A 20,528-nucleotide genomic window follows, 5' to 3' on the forward strand; every position below is an offset into this window, starting at 1 on the left:
TTCTCACTTCCTCGCCGACCGGGGGTCGAACACGTCGCGGAGGCCGTCGCCGAGCAGCACGAGCCCGAGCACGGTCAGCACGATCGCGAGTCCCGGGAACACCCCGATCCACCAGGCCGAGTAGAAGTACTGCTGGGCCGCCGACAGGCTGGTGCCCCAGCTCGGCACGTCGGGAGGCAGCCCGATGCCGAGGAAGCTCAGCGCTGCCACGGACAGCACGGTCACCGAGAACGCCAGCGCCGCCTGCACGATCGTCACCGACAAGGCTTCCGGCGCGACGTAGCGGAGCAGCACCCAGCTCGTGCGCGACCCCAGCGAGGTCGTCGACTCCACCATCGGCATCGCCTTCACCGCCAGCGCCGCACCGCGTACGACGCGGGTCACCATCGGGATCAGCACGACGGTCAGCCCGGTGATCATCGTGGCGACGCCGTCGCCGAGCACCCCGACCAGGCTGATCACCAGCACGATCGAGGGGAACGACATCAGGCCGTCCACCACCCGCATCACCACGGCGTCGACCCAGCGGAAGTACCCGCACAGCACACCCAGCACGTAGCCGGTGAGGACGGCGAGCACGGTGGTGACGGCGCCGATGCCCAGGGACGTGCGGGCGCCGTGGACCACCATCGTCCAGAGGTCCCGGCCCTTCTCGTCGGTGCCGAACCAGTGGCTCGCGCTGGGCGGGCGCAACGTGCTGGTGGGATCGACGCGGTAGGGGTCGCCGCCGAGCAGCGGGGCCAGCAGGGCGAGCACGACCATCAGCCCGAGCAGCGCCGCCCCCGCCATCGCGGTCCGATCGTGCACCAGGTCTCGGAAACGTTGTCGCAGCATGGGATTCCTTCGTACGAGGCGGGCTGGTGGTGTGGCCTGGAACGTTGCCGGGTGAATTCGCGGTCAGACGCCGCGAGGCGCCCTGGTGAGCGTGAATCCGCCCGCCAACGGGCCGGGCCACACCACTAGCGACCGAGCCAGACGTTGTAGAAGCCGCGGACCGTGCCGAGCGCCGGCGTGAAGCCGCCGATGCGCGTGCTGGTGACGGCGAGGTTCCCCTCGAAGCCGAGCTTCACGAACGGCAGGTCGGTCCAGACGAGTTCCTGGAGTTCGGTCCACGCGGCCTGCCGGGCGGGTTCGTCGGCGCCGGAGAGGATGCGGTTCATGAGCGCGTTCTTCGCCGGGGTGTTCCACCAGCCGGGGAAGCCGGAGCTGAAGAACACCACCGTCAACGGGTCGGAGTAGCTGGTGCCGGTGGCGAGGAACATGTCCCACTGCGCGGGGTCGGCGCGCCGCGAGGTGAAGCTGGTCTCGTCGGTGGCCTGAAGGGCGACGTTGATGCCCGCGGCCGCCAGCTGCTGGCGGATCAGTTCGGCGTGCGGATCGCGGCTGGGCCGGTACAGCACCCGCAACGGCGTGCCGTCGTAGCCCGCCTCGGCCAGCGCCCTCCGCGCACCCTCGACGTCCGGGGCCGCCCGGTAGACCTGGCTTCCCGCGGTCGAGTGCCACGGGGAGGTGTCCAGGAACATGCCGGAGTCGTCCAGGAAGTTCTCGGTGGAGCCGAGGCTCTGCAGGGCGATCTGCTTCGGGTCGAGCGCACGCTGAACGGCCTGGCGCAACGCGAGGTTCGTCGCCGGTCCCTGCTTGAGGTTGAACTGCACGAGCCGGAACTGGCCGCCCGGCACGACGACCGGGTTCAGCTTGTCGTCGCGCCGGTAGCTCGGCAGCTGGTCCATCAAAGGACCCGACGGTGCGATGTCGACGGCGTCGGTCCGCAGCTGGTTCAGGACGTTGGAATCGTTGTAGGGCACGAACTTGACGCGGTCGGCGTAGGCGGTCTTCGCTCCGCTGGCACCGTCCGGCGGTTCGGCTCGGGCCTGGTAGCCGTCGAAGCGGTCGAGGACCACCTGGCGGTCGGGCACGAACTCGCGAAGTTTGTACGGACCTGTGCAGACGATGCGCGGCAAGGGCTTGTTCGGCGGCACACCGGCCACGAGCCGCGCGGGCATGACGTAGGCGGCGGTGTCCGGAGTGGACAGCAGCGCGGGCACCGCGGAGCTGGGCTGCTTGAGCTTGATGACGACGGTCAGGTCGTCCACGGCGGAGACGGCGTCGAGGATCTTGCCGAAGGTCGCGCCGGGGCTGCTTCCCGCGTACCGCCGCAGTGACGCGGCGACGTCCTCGGCACGCAACGGCTGGCCGTCGTGGAACGTGACTCCCCCACGCAGGCGGACCGTGTAGGTGGTGGCGCCGTCGTACTCGTAGTCCTGGGCGAGCCCGTTGTGCACGCCCATGCGGGCGTCGTTCTCCCAGAGCCCCTCGCACATCGTCGCCGCGGCCAGCCAGTTGCTCCGCAGCGTCGAGTACACGGGGTCCAGCGCGGTGGGCATGCTCGCGATCACCAGCTCCCCACCGCGACGAGGGGTTGTCGTGTCCACAGTGGCCTTCGCGGCGCATCCGGCCACTGTGGACACCACGAGCGCTGCGGCGAGCAGCTGACGAAGCGTCTTCATCGGCACTCCTGGGGACGTCGGGCGGTGAGTGGCGCCAAGTATGCGTCCGTCGCCGTGCCGGGGAGCCGTGAGTTACCGGGGGTGCGGTAATGGTCAGCCGACGATGCCGGAGACCAGGTCGTAGCCGATGCCGTAGAGCCTGCTGGTCTGGATGCGGTGCTGAACGGTGCGCCTGTGCCGTGCCGAGACGACCAGCCCGACCTCACGCAGTCGCCGCAGGTGACGGGACACCTGCGGCTGCGTCATCCCCGTCCGCCAGGCCAGCTCGGTGGTGGTGCACTGCTCGTTGATCAGGTGCCGGCAGATCTCGAGCCTGCCGGCGTCGGTGAGCACGAGCATCCGCTCCCGGATCTTGTCGAGGGTGTCCGCTCCCCGCGGCCCGTGCTGCTCGGCGGGGTACTGCACGACGACCGGCGGCTGCTGCGGCCAGTTCTTCAGCTTCTCGTCCTTCACCAGCAGGTGCGGGTGCCCGAAGTGGGAGGGCACGAGCACCAGCCCGCGCCCCCGCACCGTCACGGCAGCCTGCTGGAGCTTGCTGAACTCGACGGTGTGCTCGGCGACGTCGATGACGGCGTTGGGCGAGAGTGAGCCCACGACCAGCGGCAACGGCTCCGTGCGCAACGACGCCTCGACCCGCTCGGCCGAGCGTTCGAGCGCGGGCCGCAGGCGGCGCCACAGCACCCCGAAGAACGTCTCCGCCGCCACGTGCAGCAGCCCGAGCAACCGGCCCCGGAACCTCTCCGGATCCGCCACGAGCTCACCGGCCAGCACGCCACGCCGCGTGGACCGTTCCCCGCACGCCCGGACGAACGCCTGCGCACTGGCGGCGTCGTCCAGCGGCCAGCCGAAGTTCTGCCGGAGCCCGAAGATCGCCATCCCGGCCATCTGGATGAACACGCCGAGGTCGAGCTCCGCGATCTGAGCGAGCTCGGCCTCCAGATCGCCGGAACCCCCTGGCTCGAGCGGCAACATCAGCCGGGTGCGGAACCGGGCCCACAGCGGGGCGAACGCGACGCACTCCGCCGCCGCCGGTCCGGGCAGGTCGGCGAGCACCCTGCGCACCCACGTGCCCCGGTCCGGGTGGTGGCCCGGTTCCGCGAGCACGTGCAGGCACGCCATGAGCTCGGCGGTCGCCGAACACCGGGCCGAGACCTCGGCCGGACGCACGCCGTGCAGTCGCAGGAGGACGGACATGACGGACGAGTGTAGGCCGCGACCGTCCGATCAGGATCCCGTGAACACCCGGTTCAGCGGCAGGCGCAACAGCAGCAGCCCGGTTCGGCCGTCCCGCACTCCGGCCTGCCCGGCGCGGGTTCGGGGATCGGGCCACTGCGGCCGCGCGCCGGCAGGTCGTCCGTCCGGACCAGGGCCGAGCACCGCTGCTGCCCGGGACAGCTCCGGAGCAACGTGACGGCGGGGGCTTCGGTGATCACCGCGGGCCGCCTCTTCGCCCCGCCCGGCCACTGCACCGAGAGGGAGATCGACGAGGAGTTGTTGTCGTAGCGGGACTCGACGAGGGTGCGGTCGGAGTTGACCGTGTTGACCAGGTCGTAGGTGCCGGAGGCGACGGCGGTGAGGTCGAGCCACTGGAAGTCGACGCCCTTGCGGTAGTCGTCGCCGCTGCCGGCCGAGATGCCCTCGAACATCTCCGTGGCGTCCGGGTCGTTCCTGCCGCAGTTGCTCTTCTTCAGGCGTTCGGCGAGCTGTCCTTCCGGGCTCGCCGCATCGGGCAGCGCGCCGGCGTCGGCGTTCCGGTACCGGTCGCCCAGGCAGAAGCCGTTCTTGCGGTCGGCGACCACCGTCTTGCCGCCCGGCGTGCGCAACTGCATCCGCGCGAACCCCATGAGGTGCCAGTGCAGGTGCGTGGGCGTCGGCTCGTAGTACATCGACGTGGCGGTGGCGCGCCGGGCATCGTCGTAGGTAGCGGGAATCGGCCCGCCGCGCGAAGTCTGGAACGCCTGACGCACGGACATCTCGTCCGAGGTCCTGCCGGGCCGGCGGCCGTGGAGCAGCAACGGGCCTTCGCCCACGTTGTCCATCGCGGTGGTGAACCGGATCCGGACGGCCCGGATCTCGCCGGACGTCACGCACTCCCCGTTGGGCGCCTTGGCATCGGCGACCAGGCAGACGTCCCAGTCACGGCACAGCGAGGGATCGCCGCCGTAGCCGCCGGCACACCCGACCGGCGCCTGGCGGAGGTCGGGAAGCAGGGGCTGTTCGTCCGCCTGAGCCGGTTGCACCAAAGCCAAGATGAGCGCCAGCGTCAACCCTGCCGCGCTCCACCTTCTACCAGGATCCACGGCGAACAAGGCTAGAGGCGGACACCGCCGTCTCCCCCGCACTGGCGCCAGGTGTACCCGGCCGAGTGAACGATTCCCGAGGGCCAGAGACGAGAAACGGGGAGATCTCCTCTCCCCACTTCAACATATAGCGCACCCCTGGGCTTGCGGCAAGACCCCGTCCGTCGCGCAGAATCTGCCGCCTGACGCAAAGCTCGTGCCAGTGCGGGCGAGACGGGGAATCGGGGGAAGTGACCGGATGAGCGGCTATGTGGTCGGTCTCGCTGAAGTCGACAGCACGCGGGTTTCGCTCTGCGGCGGCAAGGGAGCGCACCTGGGAGAGCTTTCGCGAGTCGAAGGCGTCCAGGTGCCTCCAGGCTTCTGCGTGACGACGGAGGCGTTCGACCGGGTCCTGCGGGAGGCGCCGTCGATCGGCGAGCGGCTGGACCGGCTGGCGCTCCTCACCGCGGACGACCGGGAGGCGATCGCCGCGCGGAGTGCTGAGGTACGTCAGGAGATCGAGCGTCTCGTCGTGCCCGGCGAGGTGACGGCGGCGATCACGGACGCGCTGGCGCGGCTCGGCGAGCGGACCCCCTGCGCGGTCCGGTCGAGCGCGACCGCGGAGGACCTGCCGACCGCGTCGTTCGCGGGCCAGCAGGACACGTACCTGAACGTCGTGGGGACGGCGGCGGTCCTGCGGCACGTCAGCCGGTGCTGGGCCTCGCTGTTCACCGAGCGCGCCGTGACCTATCGGCTGCGCAACGGTTTCGACCATCGCAAGGTGCGGATGGCCGTCGTGGTGCAGCAGATGGTCTTCCCGGACTCGGCCGGCGTACTCTTCACCGCCGACCCCGTCACGTCCAGCCGCCGGATCTCGTGTGTGGAAGCCGCTTTCGGGCTCGGTGAGGCCTTCGTGTCGGGTCTGGTGAACGCGGACGTGTACCGCGTCCTCGACGACGAGATCATCGAGAAGACGGTGGCCACCAAGCACCTCGCCCTCCGCGCCGTACCCGAGGGCGGCACGCGCGAAGAGGCGATCGACCCCGCGTGGCAGCGGCGACCAGCGCTGACGGACGCGCAGGTGGTGCGCCTGACACGACTCGGCCGGCGCATCGAGGAGCACTTCGGCAGGCCCCAGGACATCGAGTGGTGCCAGGCCGGCGACGAGCTCCAGATCGTCCAGAGCAGGCCGATCACGACGCTGTTCCCCGTCCCGGAGACCTCAGACGACGACAACCACGTCTACGTCTCGGTCGGCCACCAGCAGATGATGACCGACGCCATGAAACCGCTGGGCCTCTCCGTCTGGCAGCTCACGACGCCCAGGCCGATGGCGGTGGCGGCAGGACGCCTCTTCGTCGACGTCACCGGAATCCTCGCCACGCCCCAGAGCCGCGACGCGTTCCTGGAAGTCGCGGACAAGGCCGATCCGCTGATGGGCGACGCCCTGCGCACCGTCCTGGACCGCGCCGGATTCGTCCCGGCGGGCGAGGGGGCCGGACCGTCGTTCCCCGGCACCGCACAGGCCGAGATCGAGACCGATCCGGACCTCGTCACCGAGCTGATCGGGAACGCCGAGGCGTCCGTCGCCGTGCTGAGGCGCGAGATCCGGGGGAAGTCCGGACCGGACCTGCTCGAGTTCGTCCTCGCCGACTTCGAGGAACTGCGCCGGATCCTGTTCGACCCGCGCAGCAGCCAGGTGATCATGGCCGGGATGCAGGCGACCTGGTGGCTCAACGAGAACCTGCTCGACTGGCTCGGTGAGAAGAACGCCGCCGACACCCTGACGCTGTCCGCCCCGCACAACGTCACGTCCGAGATGGGACTGGCGCTGCTCGACGTCGCGGACGCGATCCGCCCGCACCCAGAGGTCGTCGCGTTCCTGCAAGGCGTCGAGGGCGACTTCCTGGACGACCTGCCCAGGTTGGCGGGCGGCCGGGAGGCACGCGACGCCATCCAGGACTACCTCGGCAAGTACGGCGCGCGCTGCGTCGGCGAGATCGACATCACCAGGACGCGGTGGAGCGAGAGCCCCGCCGCACTCCTGCCCATGATCCTCACGAACGTCCGGAACTTCGAGCAGGGCGCCGCCGAGCGCCGCTTCGACCAGGGCCGGCAGGAGGCGTGGAAGAAGGAGCAGGAGGTCCTGGAACGCCTGCTGGTTCTCCCTGACGGCGAGCAGAAGGCCGCCGACACCAAGCGGATGATCGACCGCGTGCGCACGTTCATCGGCTATCGCGAGTACCCGAAGTACGGGATGATCAGCCGCTACCTCGTCTACAAGCTGGCGTTGCTGGAGGAAGCCGAACGCCTCGCCGGCGCCGGCCTGCTGGAGTCCAAAGAGGACGCCTTCTTCCTCACGCTGCAAGAACTTCACGAGCTGACGCGAACCGGCCAGAGCTACGGCGAGATCATCCGCGAGCGCAGGGAGGCCTTCAGGTCGTACGAGGTGCTCACTCCCCCGCGCGTGCTCACCTCCGACGGCGAGGCCATCACCGGAAGCCACCGGCGCGACGACCTGCCGGCCGGTGCGCTCTCCGGCCTGGCCGTCTCCGGCGGGACCGTCGAAGGACGGGCACGCGTCGTCGTGAACGTGGCGGACGCCGACCTGGAACCGGGCGACATCCTCGTCACCGCCTTCACCGACCCGAGCTGGTCACCGCTGTTCGTGGCGATCTCGGGCCTGGTGACGGAAGTCGGCGGCATGATGACGCACGGCGCGGTGATCGCGCGGGAGTACGGGTTGCCCGCGGTCGTCGGTGTCGACCAGGCCACCCGGACGATCCAGGACGGTCAGCGGATCAGGGTGAACGGGACCGACGGGTTCGTCGAGATCCTTCCGACGCCGTAGCGAGGCCGTCACCAGGGCACAGTCGTGCCGTCCCAGGAGAAGAACCCTCCGCGCGGGCCCTGGACCGGCCGGCGGCCCGGTAGCCGTCGCGCAGGCGACCCCGTCGACGTGCGGCCTCCGGCGGCCGAACGCTCATGTGGGCGTGCTCCGCCATCGTCAGGGAATGGCGGAGCAGCCCCAGCCGTCGATCGCGTGCGGCGCCGGAGTGGAGGAGCGCTCAGGTTGTCGTGAACGGTTCGAGCGGGCCGGAGTAGGGCTTCGGCGGCGGCGGGGCGAACTCACCCGCCGCGCTCGTCCGCAGACCCATGCGCACCAAGGACTCCACCTGCAGCACCGCTGCCTGGACACCGTCCACGACGGGGACGCCGACCCGGCGCTCGATCTCGGCGCGCTGTGCGGTCATGCCGGCGCACCCCAGCACGACCACGTCCGAGCGGTCTGCCGCGACCGCCGTCCGGCACGCGGCGGCCACGGCGTCCACCGCGGCCTCCACCTCCAGCACCGGCACGTCGCAGGCCGACACACCGCGGCAGAACCCGGCCACGCCGTAGCGGTGGGCGAGGTCCCAGGCGCGGCCGCGGGTGCGGTCCAGCGTCGTGACGACGCTGAACCCCCGCCCCAGGCACGCCGCGGTGCGCATGGCCGCCTCCGCGATGCCGATCACGGGACCGTCCGCGAACTCGCGGGCGGCCTCCAGACCCGGATCACCGAAACAGGCGATCACGTAGCCGTCGGCCGGTGCGGACGCGATCTCGGCCAGCAGCCCCGGCACGCTGAGCGCCTCGTCGTAGTGACTCTCGATCGACGCCGGCCCCATCGACGGGCACGTGGTCCGCACCTCCACGCCCGGCCCGGCGATCGCGGCGGCCGCACGGCCGATGGTCTCGGTCATGGCCGCGCTGGTGTTGGGATTGACGACCTGGATCCTCACCGGTCTACCCGTGACAGCAGCGAGAACAACGCGAAGCCCAGCGCCATGCCGACGAACCAGCTGTACGGGGCGACGTCCGCCAGCGCGGGCACCAGGACCGGCACCATCGCCACGAGCGAGGCGGCCGCGGTCGCGATGATCGCCTTCGGGTTGTACCCCTTGCGATACCAGTACTTCCCGGTGGGAGACATGGTGAACAGGTCGTCGACGTCGACCCGCTGCCGCCCCACGACGTAGTGCCCGGCGATCAGGACACCGAACAACGGGCCGATGAACGCGCCCAGCGTCTCCAGCGTGTAGTGGATGACAGCCGGGTTGTGGTAGAGGTTCCACGGCGTGATCAGCACCGAACCGACAGCCGCGATCATGCCGCCCGCGCGCCAGCTGATCCGGCGCGGGTTGACGTTGGAGAAGTCGAACGCGGGCGAGATGAAGTTGGCGACGATGTTGATGCCGATCGTGGCGATGCTGAACGTCAACGCTCCCAGCACGATGGCGAACGTGCTGTCGATCCGCGCGACCGTCGCGACCGGATCGGTCAGCAGTTCGCCGAACACCGGCACGGTCAGCGAGGCGGTGACCACGACCAGCACGGCGAACACGAGGAAGTTGACCGGCAGGCCGAGCAGGTTGCCGCGCTTGACCGCCGCGAACGACTTGCCGTAACGGGAGAAGTCGCCGAAGTTCAGCATCGGGCCGGAGAAGTACGACACCACCAGCGCGATGGCGCCGAACATCACCGGCAGGGACGCCCAGCCGGTGTGCCGCACGTCGCCGAGGTTGAAGTCGATCGCGCCCCAGCCCGCGCGGGCGATCAGGTAACCGGCGAGCAGGAACATCACCACGTACACGGCGGGACCGCAGAAGTCGATGAACCGCCTGATCGTCTCCATGCCCGTCCAGAACACGGCCGCCTGCAGCAGCCACAGCACGGTGAACGAAGCCCAGCCCAGCGCCGACAGTCCCAGGAGGCCGTGCTGCTGCACGTCCGCGTACGGCAGCAATGATGGGAACAGCTTGAGCAGCACCACGTCCAGCGCCGCCGACGCGAGGTAGGTCTGGATGCCGTACCAGGCCACCGCGATCAGTCCGCGGATCACCGCCGGCACGTTCGCCCCGAGCACCCCGAACACGCTGCGGCAGATCACCGGGAACGGCACGCCGGTCTGCTGGCTCGGCTTCGCGACGAGGTTGCAGAAGAAGTACACGATGCCGATGCCCGCCACCAGCGCCACGAGCACCTGCCAGCCGCTCAGGCCCAGCAGGAAGAGACTGCCCGCGGTGACGTACCCGCCGACGCTGTGCACGTCCGACATCCAGAACGCGAAGATGTTGTAGGAGCCCCAGGTCTGCTTCTCCAGGGGCGCCAGATCGGCGTTGGTCAGCCTCGGGTCGTAGGCGAGCTTGCGTTCCGCGTTCGTTGCTGTCGCTGTCATCGCCGCACTCCTGCCTGGTGGGGTGACGCCACCGTAGGAAGGAGTTGTTTCCCGGCTGCTACGGGAAACGTATATCTTCCCCGTCCGCGAACAGGCCGGTGTCCCTCGGCACCGCCGCCAGCGACGAGCGCAGCCGGTCGTGGTGCGTCCGGGCCGCCTCCACCAGCGCCGCCGCGTCCCGCGCCACGAACGCCGCGAGCATGCCCTCGTGATCGGCGTGCAGCGTCACGCGTTCCGCCTCGGGCACGTGTGCCATGGGCTGCAACGGTTCGGTGAGGTTCCAGGCCGACTCGAACATGTCCAGCAGCCGTTTCATCCCGCTCGGCCGGACGAGGGCCAGGTGGAACCGGCGGCTCTCCCGGTGGTAGGCCCGCACGTCACCCGCCGCCAGCGCGTCGGCCAGTGCGAAGTGCGCGGCACGGGCCTGGTCGTCGTGGGACGGCTGCGCCCGCGAGACCGCCGCTCCCAGCGCGGCGGCTTCGAGCACACCCCGAACCACGTACAGCTCGTGCAACTCCTCGGGTGTCAGCTTCGCGACCGTGTAGCCGAAGTTCGGCCGGTGCTCGACCAGACCCTCGCCGATCAACGTCTTGAGCGCCTCCCGCACCGGGATCCGGCTCACGCCGAACACAGCGGCCACCTCGTCGAGCGGAATGGCGCTGCCGGGTGGCACGCCGTCCAGCAGGCACCGGCGCAGCTCGGTGAGGATGGCCGCCTGCGCACTACCGCCGCGGTCGGCCTCCAGCTTGGCCACCACGATCGATCGTCTCCTGGGCGCGCGCATCCGGTCACGGTAGCGCCGGGAGGGCCGCCGTCCTACTTCCTACCGTCGTCAGCGAACACCTCGATCGCTGGACCGGCGCTCAGCGTGCCCGCGGGCAGTGCAGGACAACGGGGTTCCGCACAGCAGAGGTCCACAGAGGACCTTCGATCGTGGGTGCTCGGCGTCGTCACCGCGGTGGCTCGGCTCGGTCAGCCTCGTCGCTAGGCGAGGAGTTTCCGGATGATCTCGGTGGCGGTGTCGATGTCCGGCGGAGCGCCGGTGATGACGTCGGAGTAGCAGAAGGACTCGGCGAGCCGGACCACGGCGTAGGCCAGTTTGGTCGACGGGATCTCCGACGCGTCGTCGCCTCGTTCGGCTCGGATCAGGTCAGCCAGTCCGGCCACGAGGCGGTGTTGCACCACCCCCTGCTGGGAGGTCAGCACTCGCAGCGCGGTCTCGGGGTCGCGTTCGAGCAGGGCGCGCAGCGCGGGCGAGGCGACGGTGTCGCGCATCGCCTGGTCCAGCACCGCGATCACCCTGGCCATGCCTCGCTCCGGGCTGGCTCGCCACAGGCGCGCCCACGCTCTCTGCGTGATGGCCCACAGCACCTCGCCCAGCACGCGGTCGCGATCGCCGTGCCGGCGGTAGAGGGTGGCCCGGCCGATACCGGCCTCGGTGGCGAGCTCGCCCATGTCGATGCGGCTCTCGCGCAGGAACTGCCGAAGCGCGTGGGCGATGACCGGATCCACCTCGGGCTCGGTGGTCAGGTTCACGTTGGCCGCGGCGTGAGACAGCATGTATAAAGTGTCTCACTGAGACAATCAGAAAGAATGTCTCACCCTGCGCGAGGAGGACCGCATGCGGCGGGTCTGGTCGATGCTGCCGTTCGCCCTGGTCGGGGTCGCGTTGCTGCTGGATCCGGGCACCGCGGGGCCGGCCTGGTGGAACCTGGTGGCGCAGGTCGTGTTGTTCACCCTGGCGGCGGCCGTCCCGGGACACCTCACGCGGCACGTGTCGTACGTCGACGTGGCCTGGCCGTGGGGCCTGGTGGCCATCGGCCTGGTCACCTTGTTCACGGCCGATGAGCTCACCGTTCCCACGGTCGCGGTCGCGCTCACCTACCTGGCCATGGGGGCGCGGATGGGGCTGTGGAGCCTGGTGATGACCGTGAAGCACGGCTGGTGGACGCCCGGCTCCACCAAGGTCGAACTCCCCCGGTACCTGTATCAGCGGCGACGCTGGGAGCGGCAGGGGTTCCGCAGCGAGGCGTGGTCGGTCCAGTACGAGATCTGGTTGCAGGGACTGGCGAACGCGTCGGTGCTGGCCGTCCCCGCGTTCGTCGTCGCCGCCGACGACCAGCGGCCGCTGTCCGTCTGGTTCTGGGCCGCCCTGGTCCTGTGGGCCGCGTCCTACGTGCTGGAGTCGGTGGCCGACCGGCAGAAGCAGCGGTTCGCCGCCGGCGGCAAGCGGGGTACCTGTGATCGAGGGCTGTGGCGCTACAGCAGGCACCCGAACTACTTCTTCCAGTGGATGCAGTGGAACGCCCTGGTGCTGCTCGCGCTGCCGTCACTGCCGGCCCGGTTCGACGACACCACGCCGCTGGTGTGGGCGCTGCTGACCCTGGGCCTGTTCTTCGCCTCCTGGACGCTGTACGTCACGCTGACCAAGCACACCGGCGCGCGCCCCGCCGAGTACTACAGCCTGCGCAAACGCCCTGACTACGCGCTTTACCAGGCCACGACCAACATGTTCTTCCCCGGCCCCGTCAAGACCCCTCGGCAAGGCGCGGAGTAGCGCGGCCGCTACACCGGAGCCCGGTACCAGCGGCGGTGGACGAGCGGTTCGACGGCCAGCACGCGACCGCCCAGGCGAGCCGGTCGGCCGATCTCGCCACCGACCACACTGCGGCGGCGAGCACGATCGCGGGCCACGAACGGACTTTGGCGATCACCTGCCGGCGCCTCTCTCCGGTGCATGGAAGCCGCCGATCCTCTGCTCGAGCAGTTCGGCCAGCCGCAGCGGAGTGCGGTCCTCGAACATCGGGCCGATGAGCTGCACTCCGACCGGCAGGCCCTCGGGCGACCTGCCCGCGGGTACGGCGGTGGCGGGCAAGCCGGGCATGGTGGCCAGACCGGCCCAGACGAGCTGGTCGAAGTACGGGTGCTCGACGCCGTCGATGTCGATGCGCCGCGCCAACGGATTCGGGTCGTGGTCGTGCGGGAACGCGGGCGTCGGCGTGATCGGGCAGACCACGACGTCGAACTCGGCGAACAACTGCCGCCAGCCGTGACGGTGGACCTCGCGGCGGTTGTTCGCCTCGATCCAGTCACTATGGCTGCACACCATGGCGCGCAGCCGCACGGCGTCAAGGCTCTGGTCGTCCGCGCTCAGTTCGTGCGATTCGACGGGAAAGCGCACGACGGAGCCCGAAACCAGCAGCTGCGTGTAGAGCGTCGCGGCTTCGGTCAGGTCGGGCAGCAGCGGACTGTGCCGTTCGACGCGGGCGCCGCCGTCGACGAGCGCGGCGGCCACCCGGTGCACGCCCGCGCGCACAGCGGACCCGGTCGGGATGAGCGGATGGTCCTCGAGGACCAGGACCCGGAAGTCGCCGAGCCGCTCGTGACGGGCGGGCGGCAGTGCCAGCCGGTGCGCCACGCCGAGCGTCAGCGGGTCCGGCCCGGCCATGACGTCGAGCAGGAGCGTGAGGTCACGGGCGGAACGCGCCATCGGACCGACGACGGCGAGGTCGAGGTCGACCGGCAACGCCGGCTCGGACGGCGCGACCATGCCGCGGCCGGCCGCCAGCCCGAGCGTCGGCTTGTGCGCGTAGACGCCGCAGAAGTGCGCGGGGGTCCGCAGCGAGCCGGCGATGTCGGAGCCGATGGACAGCGCGCCGAACCCGGACGCCAGTGCCGCCGCCGACCCGCCGGAGGATCCGCCCGGCGTGCGACCGTGGTCCCACGGGTTGCTGGTGGTGCCGTAGATCTCGTTGAAGCTCTGGATGTCTTGCAGCCCCAACGGCACGTTGGTCTTGCCGAGCACCACCGCGCCCGCGGCCTTGAGTCGCGACACCTGTACCGCGTCCTCGGCCGGCACGTAGTCCCGGTGCGGCGGCATGCCCCAGGTAGTCGGTAGCCCGGCGACGTTGTACGACTCCTTGACCGTCACCGGAACGCCGAGCAGCGGCCGGTCCTCACCACTCGCGCGTGCCTGGTCGGCACGGTGTGCGGCGGTCCGCGCACGGTCGAAGTCCGGCACGCAGATCGCGTTGACCACCTCGTCGTCGCGCTCGATGCGGGCGATCGCCTCGTCGGTCAGTTTCACCGATGTCACCGCACCGGCACGCAATGCGGCAAGGAGTTCTTCGGCCGACTGAAAGCTCCATTCCATGAATTCGAAGCTATAGACCTGTCACTGAGGGCACGAAATTCCGATTCACGAAACAGGGATGCCTCAAATTCCGCCACTGAAGGTGGTTCGCCGCAGGTCACAGCACCGAAAGTGGCCAACTCCCCCACCCAGGCCATGGAACTACGCATCGCGCAACAGGATGGAGGTCTCACCACGTCGTTTGCCGGCGGGCAATTGCCGAAGCGCTCACCGAGCCCCGGTTCGCAGGCGGCCGGACAGCCGGAGGGCGAAGACGTCGGCGCCCCGCAGCCGATACTCGTTTGACGGAGTGAGCACTCACTCCGCAAGATGGGTGCATGACACCAGCATCGGAGACTCGGCGAAGAGCGCCGAGCATGAGCGCGGAAGACCGGCGCGCCATGATCGTGCACGCGGTGCTGCCGCTCCTGATCGAGCACGGCGCGAACGTGACGAGCAGCCAGATCGCCCGCGCCGCCGGCATCGGCGAGGGCACCATCTTCCGCGCGTTCAAGGACAAGGACGAGCTGTTCGACGCCTGCACGGCCGAGGCGCTCAGGCCCGATCACGTGCTCGACGCGATCGCCGAGATCCCCGCTGACCAGCCCCTGGAGGACCGGCTCGTCGAAGCCGCCGAAGCGCTCGGCGCGCACCTCGAGCGGATGGGCGCACTGATGAGCGCGCTGCACGCGTCCGGCCGGGTCAAGCGGCGCGACCCCGAACAGCGCCTCAAGGACGGCACTCGGAAGGGCGGACGCCGCGAGTCGATGGCCGCCATCCGCGGGGCGATGGTCGAGCTGTTCACGCCGGAGCAGGATCGGCTGCGGCTGCCGCCCGAGCAGCTCGCCTCCCTCTTCCTGACCCTGTTGTTCGGCGGCCGCCGGCTGGCGGCCGACGTCGACGCGCCCACCACGCGCCAGGTGGTCGACTTCTTCCTGCACGGCGCCGTGGAGGCTGGATGATGCCGGGTGGTGGGGGCGGCATGGAGTTCGTGCTGGGCCGGCGCGGCCGTCGGCGGCGCGCCACGACCGTGCCGGACAGCGGGCTCACCGGACCGGTCGACATTCCCGAACCGAAACCGGACGACGAACCGAAGGACCTGCGCTCCCGGCTGAAGCGCGCGAAGACGTCCGTGGCGGGCACCGTCCGCGGTCTGCCGAAGGTCGCGAGGCTGACGTGGCAGGCCAGCCCGATTCTGACCGTCCTCCTGGCGCTGATCACGCTCCTGTCCGGGCTCCTGCCGACCGCGACCGCGTACATCGCGAAGCTGCTGCTGGACTCCGTCGTCGCGGCGATCCAGCACACCGGCACCACGGGTGACATCGCGAAGGTCGCGTTGTTGCAGTTCGGCGTACTCGCCGCGACCGCGGTCAGCAGCGCGCTGACGTCCATCGCGCAGTCGCTGCTCCAGGAACGCATGACGCTGACCATCCGCCACCGGGTGATGGCGCACGCCAGCGACCTGCACCTCGCGTACTTCGAGGGCTCGACGTCGTACGACATGCTGCGCCAGGCAGCGCAGGAAGCGCCGACGCGGCCGTTGTCGATGATGAACTCCGCGCTGGGGCTCCTGCGCACGCTGATCACGTTCGGCAGCATGATCGCGCTGCTCGTCTCGATCAGCCCGCTGCTGGCCCTGGTCGCGCTGGTGGCGCCGATCCCGGCGTTCATCTCGCAGTCGAAGTACGGCTCCCGTGCGTTCTGGCTGACCTTCATGATGTCGCCGATCAAGCGCCGGATGGACTACCTGTCCTCTTTGGTCACGACGGACACCTACGCCAAGGAGACGAAGCTGTTCGGGCTCGGCCCGTACTTCGTCGACCGGTTCCGCCGGCTCGGCACCGTCTCCTACGAGCGACAGCGGAAGCTGACGGTCAACCGCAACATCAGCTCGACGTCCTGGGGGCTGCTGAGCACGTTCGCGGGTTCGGCGATCACGTTGTACATCGCGCTGGAAGCGGTCGGCGGACGGCTGACGCTGGGAGACCTGGCGCTGTACACGGCCGCGGCGGCGTCCGTGCAGACGTCGGTGTCCGGGCTGTTCACCGCCCTTTCGGGGATGTACGAGAACAACCTCTACCTCGACACGCTGTACCGGTTCCTGGACACGAAGCCGGAGATCACGGCGCCGGCGTCGCCACGGCCGATGCCGTCCACAGTGGAGGGTCACATCGAGTTCGACTCGGTGACCTTCAGCTATCCGGGCGCCGAGGAGCCCGCGCTGGACGACGTCACCTTCGAGATCCGGCCCGGTGAGACGGTGGCGGTGGTGGGCCGCAACGGCGCGGGCAAGTCGACGTTGTTCAAGCTGCTCTGCCGGCTCTACGACCCGACCGGCGGCCGCATCCTGCTCGACGGCGTCGACATCCGCGAGTACGACCCCGTCGCGCTGCGCACGCGGATCAGCGCGATGTTCCAGGACTACGTGACGTACCAGGGCACGGCCGCGGAGAACATCGGCCTCGGCGACCTGACGCGGCTCGAGGACCGGCCGCACGTCGAGGACTCGGCCCGCCGCGCCGGCGCGGACGAGCGGATCGAGCGGCTGCCCCAGGGGTACGACAGCCCGCTCGGCCGCTGGTTCGACCAGGGTGTCAGCCTGTCGGGCGGCGAGTGGCAGAAGATCGCGCTGGCCAGGGCGTTCCAGCGGGAGGCGCCGATCCTGGTGCTCGACGAACCGACGTCGGCGCTGGACGCGCGGGCCGAGCACGACCTGTTCTCACGGCTGCGGGAGCTGTCGGAAGGCCGCACGACGCTGTACATCTCGCACCGGTTCTCGACCGTGCGCCAGGCGGAGCGGATCCTGTTGCTGGAACACGGCAAGGTCGCCGAGTACGGGACGCACGAGGAGCTGATGGCGGCCAAGGCCGGGTACGCCGAGCTGTTCACGCTCCAGGCGAAGGCGTACCTGGACGAGGTGCCGAGCTGACGGTCACACGAGCGTGTTGTCCACGAAGCACCAGCGCCAGGTCTCCCCCGGCTCGAAGGAGCGCATGATCGGGTGCCCCTCGTCGGCGAAGTGCTTCGAGGCGTGCTTGGCGGGCGAGGAGTCGCAGCAGGCGACCTTGCCGCAGCCCAGGCACAGGCGCAGGTGCACCCACCTGCCGCCGACGGCCAGGCAGTCCTCACACCCGTCCAGCGTGCTGGGAGTGGGCTCCGCGCCCAGTTCGGCGACGTGTTCGCAAGTAGTTGCCACGGCACGACCGTACCTGTGTTGCTGTCATCGACAAGTTCTGGTGTTTGACTAAGCACATGACGACTGCCGACCGCGTCGCGCGGCCTTCGATTCTCACGGTGGACGACGACCCTGCCGTGTCGCGGGCGGTGGCGCGCGACCTGCGCCGGATGTACGGCGAGCACTACCGCGTGGTGCGAGCGGAGTCCGGGCCCCAGGCGCTCGAGGCCCTGCACGAGATCAAACTGCGCGGCGAGGAGGTCGCCGCACTGCTCGCCGACTACCGGATGCCGCAGATGAGCGGCATCGAGTTCCTCGAACAGGCCATGGACGTGTTCCCCCAGGCGCGCCGGGTGCTGCTCACGGCGTACGCCGACACCGACGCCGCGATCCAGGCGATCAACGTCGTGGACCTCGACCACTACCTGCTCAAGCCGTGGGATCCGCCGGAGCAGAACCTCTATCCGGTGCTCGACGAGCAGCTGCGCGCCTGGGCCGTGAGCGACCGGCAGCCACCGCACCGGGTGCGGGTGATCGGGCACCGCTGGTCGCCGCGTTCCTACGAGGTGCGCGACTTCCTGGCACGAAACAGCGTTCCCTTCCGCTGGCACGCCCTCGACGAGCCGGAGGCGCGCTGCCTGCTCACCGCGGCGCACCAGGACGGGACGACGTTGCCGGTCGTGGTCACGGCCTCGGGCACGGCCCTGGTCGACCCGTCCGACGCGGAGCTCGCCGCCGAGGTGGGCCTGAGCACGCAACCGTCGGCCGAGTTCTACGACCTGATCGTCGTGGGCGGCGGGCCCGCGGGGCTCGGCGCCGCGGTCTACGGAGGGTCGGAGGGACTGCGGACCGTCCTGGTCGAACGGATCGCGACGGGCGGCCAGGCCGGGACCAGCAGCCGCATCGAGAACTACCTGGGCTTCCCCGACGGGGTGTCCGGCGGGCAGCTGACCGAACGAGCCCGCAGACAGGCGGTCAAGTTCGGCGTCGAGCTGCTCACCACGCGCGACGTCGTCTCACTCGAACGCCGGGGAGCCGCGCGCATCGTGCGGTTCGGCGACGGCACCGAGCTCGCCGCCCACACCGTCATCCTCGCCACCGGCGTGTCGTACCGGTTGCTCGACGCGCCCGGACTCGGCGAGCTGACCGGGCGGGGCGTGTACTACGGCGCCTCGACCACCGAGGGCCCGAACTGCGCCGGCCAGGACGTCTACCTGGTCGGCGGCGCGAACTCGGCCGGCCAGGCGGCCGTCTACTTCTCCGGGCACGCGCGCAAGGTCGTGATCCTGGTGCGGGGCGACTCGCTGGAGCAGTCGATGTCGCGGTACCTGATCGACCAGCTCGCGGCGATCCCGAACGTGGAGGTGCGCACGCACACCGAGGTCTGCGGCGGCACCGGCGAGGATCACCTCGAGACGTTGACGTTGCTGCACAACAAGACCGGCGAGACGACGACCGTTCCGGCGAGCTGGTTGTTCGCGTTCATCGGCGCCGCCCCGCGCACGGACTGGCTGGACGGCACGCTGGAAAGGGACGCGCACGGGTTCCTCCTCGCCGGCCCCGACCTCGGCGGCTCACCCCCCGGCTGGGACCTCGAACGGGCGCCGTACCACCTGGAGACGAACGTGCCCGGCGTGTTCGTCGCGGGCGACGTCCGGGCGGACTCGGTGAAGCGCGTCGCGTCCGCCGTCGGCGAAGGCGCCATGGCGGTCACCCTGGTCCACCGTTACCTGGCGAGGTCGTGATGGAGAAGCTCACCGCGGCCGAACTGCGCGAACTGTTCCTGTTCGAGAAGCTCGACCAGGCCCAGCTGGACTGGCTGGCAGAACACGGCCACGTCGAGACCCGCGAGGCGGGCACGCCCGTGCTCACCGAGGGCGAGGCCGCGACGTGCTTCTTCGTCCTGCTCGAAGGCACGGTCGCCCTGTGCCGCACCATCGGCGGCCAGCGGATCGAGGTGAGCCGCAGCGACCTGCGCGGCTCGTACTTCGGTGCCACCCAGGCCTATCTGGAGCTCGACCAGCCGACCTACCAGATGACCGTCGAGTCGATCACCGCCACGTCGATGCTCCAGTTCGACGCCGACGAGTTCGGCCCGATGATCCGCACGTGGTTCCCGATGGCGATGCACCTGCTGGAGGGACTGTTCTGGGGCATGCGGAACACCCAGGCGACGGTGGGCCAGCACGAGCGGCTCACCGCGCTCGGCGCACTGTCCGCGGGCCTCACCCACGAGCTCAACAACCCGGCCGCGGCCGCCGTGCGAGCGACCGCGGCACTACGTGAACGGGTCGCGGGCATGCGGCACAAGCTCTCCCTTCTCGCGCAGGGGGCGCTCGACCCGGCCACGCTGCCCTCTCTGGTGAAGCTTCAGGAGAAGGCGGTCGAACGGGTCGCCAAGGCACCGAAGCTCAGTCCGCTGGAGGCCAGCGACGCCGAGGACGAGGTCGCCGACTGGCTCGACGAGCAGGGCATCAGCGGCGGCTGGGACGTCGCGCCCGTGCTGGTCGCGGCCGGGCTGGACGTCGAGTGGCTGGAGAGCTCACTCGCGGCGTGCCCGACGGCTGTCACCGGATCCGCCGTGCACTGGCTCAGGTACACGGTCGAGACCGAGATGCTGATGAACGAGATCGAGGACGCCACCACCCGAGTGTCCACTTTGGTCGGTGCCGCCAAGCAGTACTCGCAGATGGACCGCGCGCCGTTCCAGGTGGTCGACGTGCACGAGCTGCTCGACTCCACTTTGGTCATGTTCGGCGGGAAGCTCGCGGACGTCCAGGTGGTCAAGGACTACGACCGGACGCTGCCCCGCATCGCCGCGTACGCCGGCGAGCTCAACCAGGTGTGGACGAACATGATCGACAACGCCCTGAGCGCGATGGGCGGTTCGGGAACGTTGACCGTGCGGACCTTCAGCCAGGACAAGCATCTCGTCGTGGAGATCGGCGACACCGGCCCCGGAATCCCGGCCGAGGTGAAGAGCCGGATCTTCGAACCGTTCTTCACCACCAAGCCGGTCGGAGAGGGCACCGGGCTCGGGCTGGAGATCTCGTGGCGGATCGTGGTCAACAAGCACCACGGCACCATCCGGGTGGAGTCCGTGCCGGGCGACACGCGGTTCCAGGTCGCGCTGCCCCTGGAAACGACCGACGCTCACCCCTGAGCCGCCGGACGGCGCGAGAACAGTGGCGGGGCGCCTCACGGAGTTACTCTTCGC

Annotated in this window: 17 protein-coding genes; 6 read left to right on the forward strand and 11 right to left on the reverse strand. The window is 70.0% G+C overall.

Annotated features, from left to right (window positions below; all coding sequences use genetic code 11):
* Positions 1 to 3: 3 nt before the first annotated feature.
* From BM417_RS06590 to BM417_RS06605, 4 genes are all read right to left on the reverse strand, one after another.
* On the reverse strand, positions 4 to 834 hold the full coding sequence (locus BM417_RS06590; RefSeq protein ID WP_143138535.1) for an ABC transporter permease: 831 nt from the start codon (positions 832 to 834) through the stop codon (positions 4 to 6).
* Positions 835 to 959: 125 nt separating this feature from the next.
* The gene (locus BM417_RS06595) at positions 960 to 2,507 is read right to left on the reverse strand and encodes an ABC transporter substrate-binding protein (RefSeq protein ID WP_143138536.1); all 1,548 of its coding nucleotides are present in this window, start codon (positions 2,505 to 2,507) and stop codon (positions 960 to 962) included.
* A 93-nt stretch (positions 2,508 to 2,600) separates the two neighbouring features.
* Positions 2,601 to 3,701: an ArsR/SmtB family transcription factor gene (locus tag BM417_RS06600; RefSeq protein ID WP_093588878.1), complete on the reverse strand. Its 1,101-nt coding sequence runs from the start codon at positions 3,699 to 3,701 to the stop codon at positions 2,601 to 2,603.
* A gap of 53 nt (positions 3,702 to 3,754) precedes the next feature.
* Entirely contained in the window at positions 3,755 to 4,747 is a 993-nt protein-coding gene (locus BM417_RS06605) for a lysyl oxidase family protein (RefSeq protein WP_245821739.1), read from the reverse strand.
* Positions 4,748 to 5,045: 298 nt separating this feature from the next.
* Here BM417_RS06605 and rph point away from each other — a divergent pair, with 298 nt between their 5' ends.
* Positions 5,046 to 7,637, forward strand: a complete 2,592-nt coding sequence (rph, locus tag BM417_RS06610) for a rifamycin-inactivating phosphotransferase (RefSeq protein WP_093588879.1) — start codon at positions 5,046 to 5,048, stop codon at positions 7,635 to 7,637.
* Between the two features lie 217 nt (positions 7,638 to 7,854).
* Here rph and BM417_RS06615 read toward each other — a convergent pair whose 3' ends face one another.
* The 4 genes from BM417_RS06615 to BM417_RS06630 form a co-directional block, all read right to left on the reverse strand.
* Positions 7,855 to 8,568 carry an aspartate/glutamate racemase family protein gene (locus tag BM417_RS06615; RefSeq protein ID WP_093588880.1) on the reverse strand — a complete coding sequence of 238 codons (714 nt, stop codon included), beginning with the start codon at positions 8,566 to 8,568 and terminating at the stop codon, positions 7,855 to 7,857.
* Complete coding sequence (locus tag BM417_RS06620) at positions 8,565 to 10,004, reverse strand: NCS1 family nucleobase:cation symporter-1 (RefSeq protein WP_093588881.1); 1,440 nt, start codon at positions 10,002 to 10,004, stop codon at positions 8,565 to 8,567. Before BM417_RS06620 ends, BM417_RS06615 begins: the two co-directional genes overlap by 4 nt.
* A 58-nt stretch (positions 10,005 to 10,062) precedes the next feature.
* Complete coding sequence (locus tag BM417_RS06625) at positions 10,063 to 10,788, reverse strand: GntR family transcriptional regulator (RefSeq protein WP_093588882.1); 726 nt, start codon at positions 10,786 to 10,788, stop codon at positions 10,063 to 10,065.
* 200 nt (positions 10,789 to 10,988) lie between these two features.
* On the reverse strand, positions 10,989 to 11,564 hold the full coding sequence (locus BM417_RS06630) for a QsdR family transcriptional regulator (protein ID WP_093588883.1): 576 nt from the start codon (positions 11,562 to 11,564) through the stop codon (positions 10,989 to 10,991).
* 61 nt (positions 11,565 to 11,625) lie between these two features.
* On the opposite strand from BM417_RS06630, the gene BM417_RS06635 reads away from it, so the two are divergent.
* Positions 11,626 to 12,561, forward strand: a complete 936-nt coding sequence (locus tag BM417_RS06635; RefSeq protein ID WP_093588884.1) for a DUF1295 domain-containing protein — start codon at positions 11,626 to 11,628, stop codon at positions 12,559 to 12,561.
* Positions 12,562 to 12,569: 8 nt separating this feature from the next.
* On the opposite strand, the gene BM417_RS49825 is transcribed toward BM417_RS06635, so the two are convergent.
* Entirely contained in the window at positions 12,570 to 12,698 is a 129-nt protein-coding gene (locus tag BM417_RS49825) for a hypothetical protein (RefSeq protein WP_281251296.1), read from the reverse strand.
* 16 nt (positions 12,699 to 12,714) lie between these two features.
* Positions 12,715 to 14,157, reverse strand: a complete 1,443-nt coding sequence (locus BM417_RS06640; RefSeq protein WP_093588885.1) for an amidase — start codon at positions 14,155 to 14,157, stop codon at positions 12,715 to 12,717.
* A gap of 356 nt (positions 14,158 to 14,513) precedes the next feature.
* Here BM417_RS06640 and BM417_RS06645 point away from each other — a divergent pair, with 356 nt between their 5' ends.
* Complete coding sequence (locus BM417_RS06645; RefSeq protein ID WP_093588886.1) at positions 14,514 to 15,098, forward strand: TetR/AcrR family transcriptional regulator; 585 nt, start codon at positions 14,514 to 14,516, stop codon at positions 15,096 to 15,098.
* 20 nt (positions 15,099 to 15,118) lie between these two features.
* Positions 15,119 to 17,065 (forward strand): ABC transporter ATP-binding protein, encoded by a 1,947-nt coding sequence (locus tag BM417_RS06650; RefSeq protein WP_093588887.1) that lies wholly within the window; start codon positions 15,119 to 15,121, stop codon positions 17,063 to 17,065.
* A gap of 3 nt (positions 17,066 to 17,068) precedes the next feature.
* Here BM417_RS06650 and BM417_RS06655 read toward each other — a convergent pair whose 3' ends face one another.
* A complete protein-coding gene (locus BM417_RS06655) occupies positions 17,069 to 17,332 on the reverse strand; it encodes a UBP-type zinc finger domain-containing protein (protein WP_093588888.1) in 264 nt (87 codons plus the stop codon).
* Between the two features lie 56 nt (positions 17,333 to 17,388).
* Between BM417_RS06655 and BM417_RS06660 the strand changes: the two genes are divergently transcribed.
* Positions 17,389 to 19,056, forward strand: a complete 1,668-nt coding sequence (locus BM417_RS06660) for an FAD-dependent oxidoreductase (RefSeq protein WP_093588889.1) — start codon at positions 17,389 to 17,391, stop codon at positions 19,054 to 19,056.
* The gene (locus tag BM417_RS06665) at positions 19,056 to 20,474 is read left to right on the forward strand and encodes an ATP-binding protein (protein WP_093588890.1); all 1,419 of its coding nucleotides are present in this window, start codon (positions 19,056 to 19,058) and stop codon (positions 20,472 to 20,474) included. Before BM417_RS06660 ends, BM417_RS06665 begins: the two co-directional genes overlap by 1 nt.
* The last annotated feature ends 54 nt before the right edge of the window (positions 20,475 to 20,528 follow it).

It is taken from the genome of Lentzea waywayandensis, from assembly GCF_900115955.1.
In the GTDB taxonomy this organism is placed as follows: Bacteria; Actinomycetota; Actinomycetes; order Mycobacteriales; family Pseudonocardiaceae; genus Lentzea; species Lentzea waywayandensis.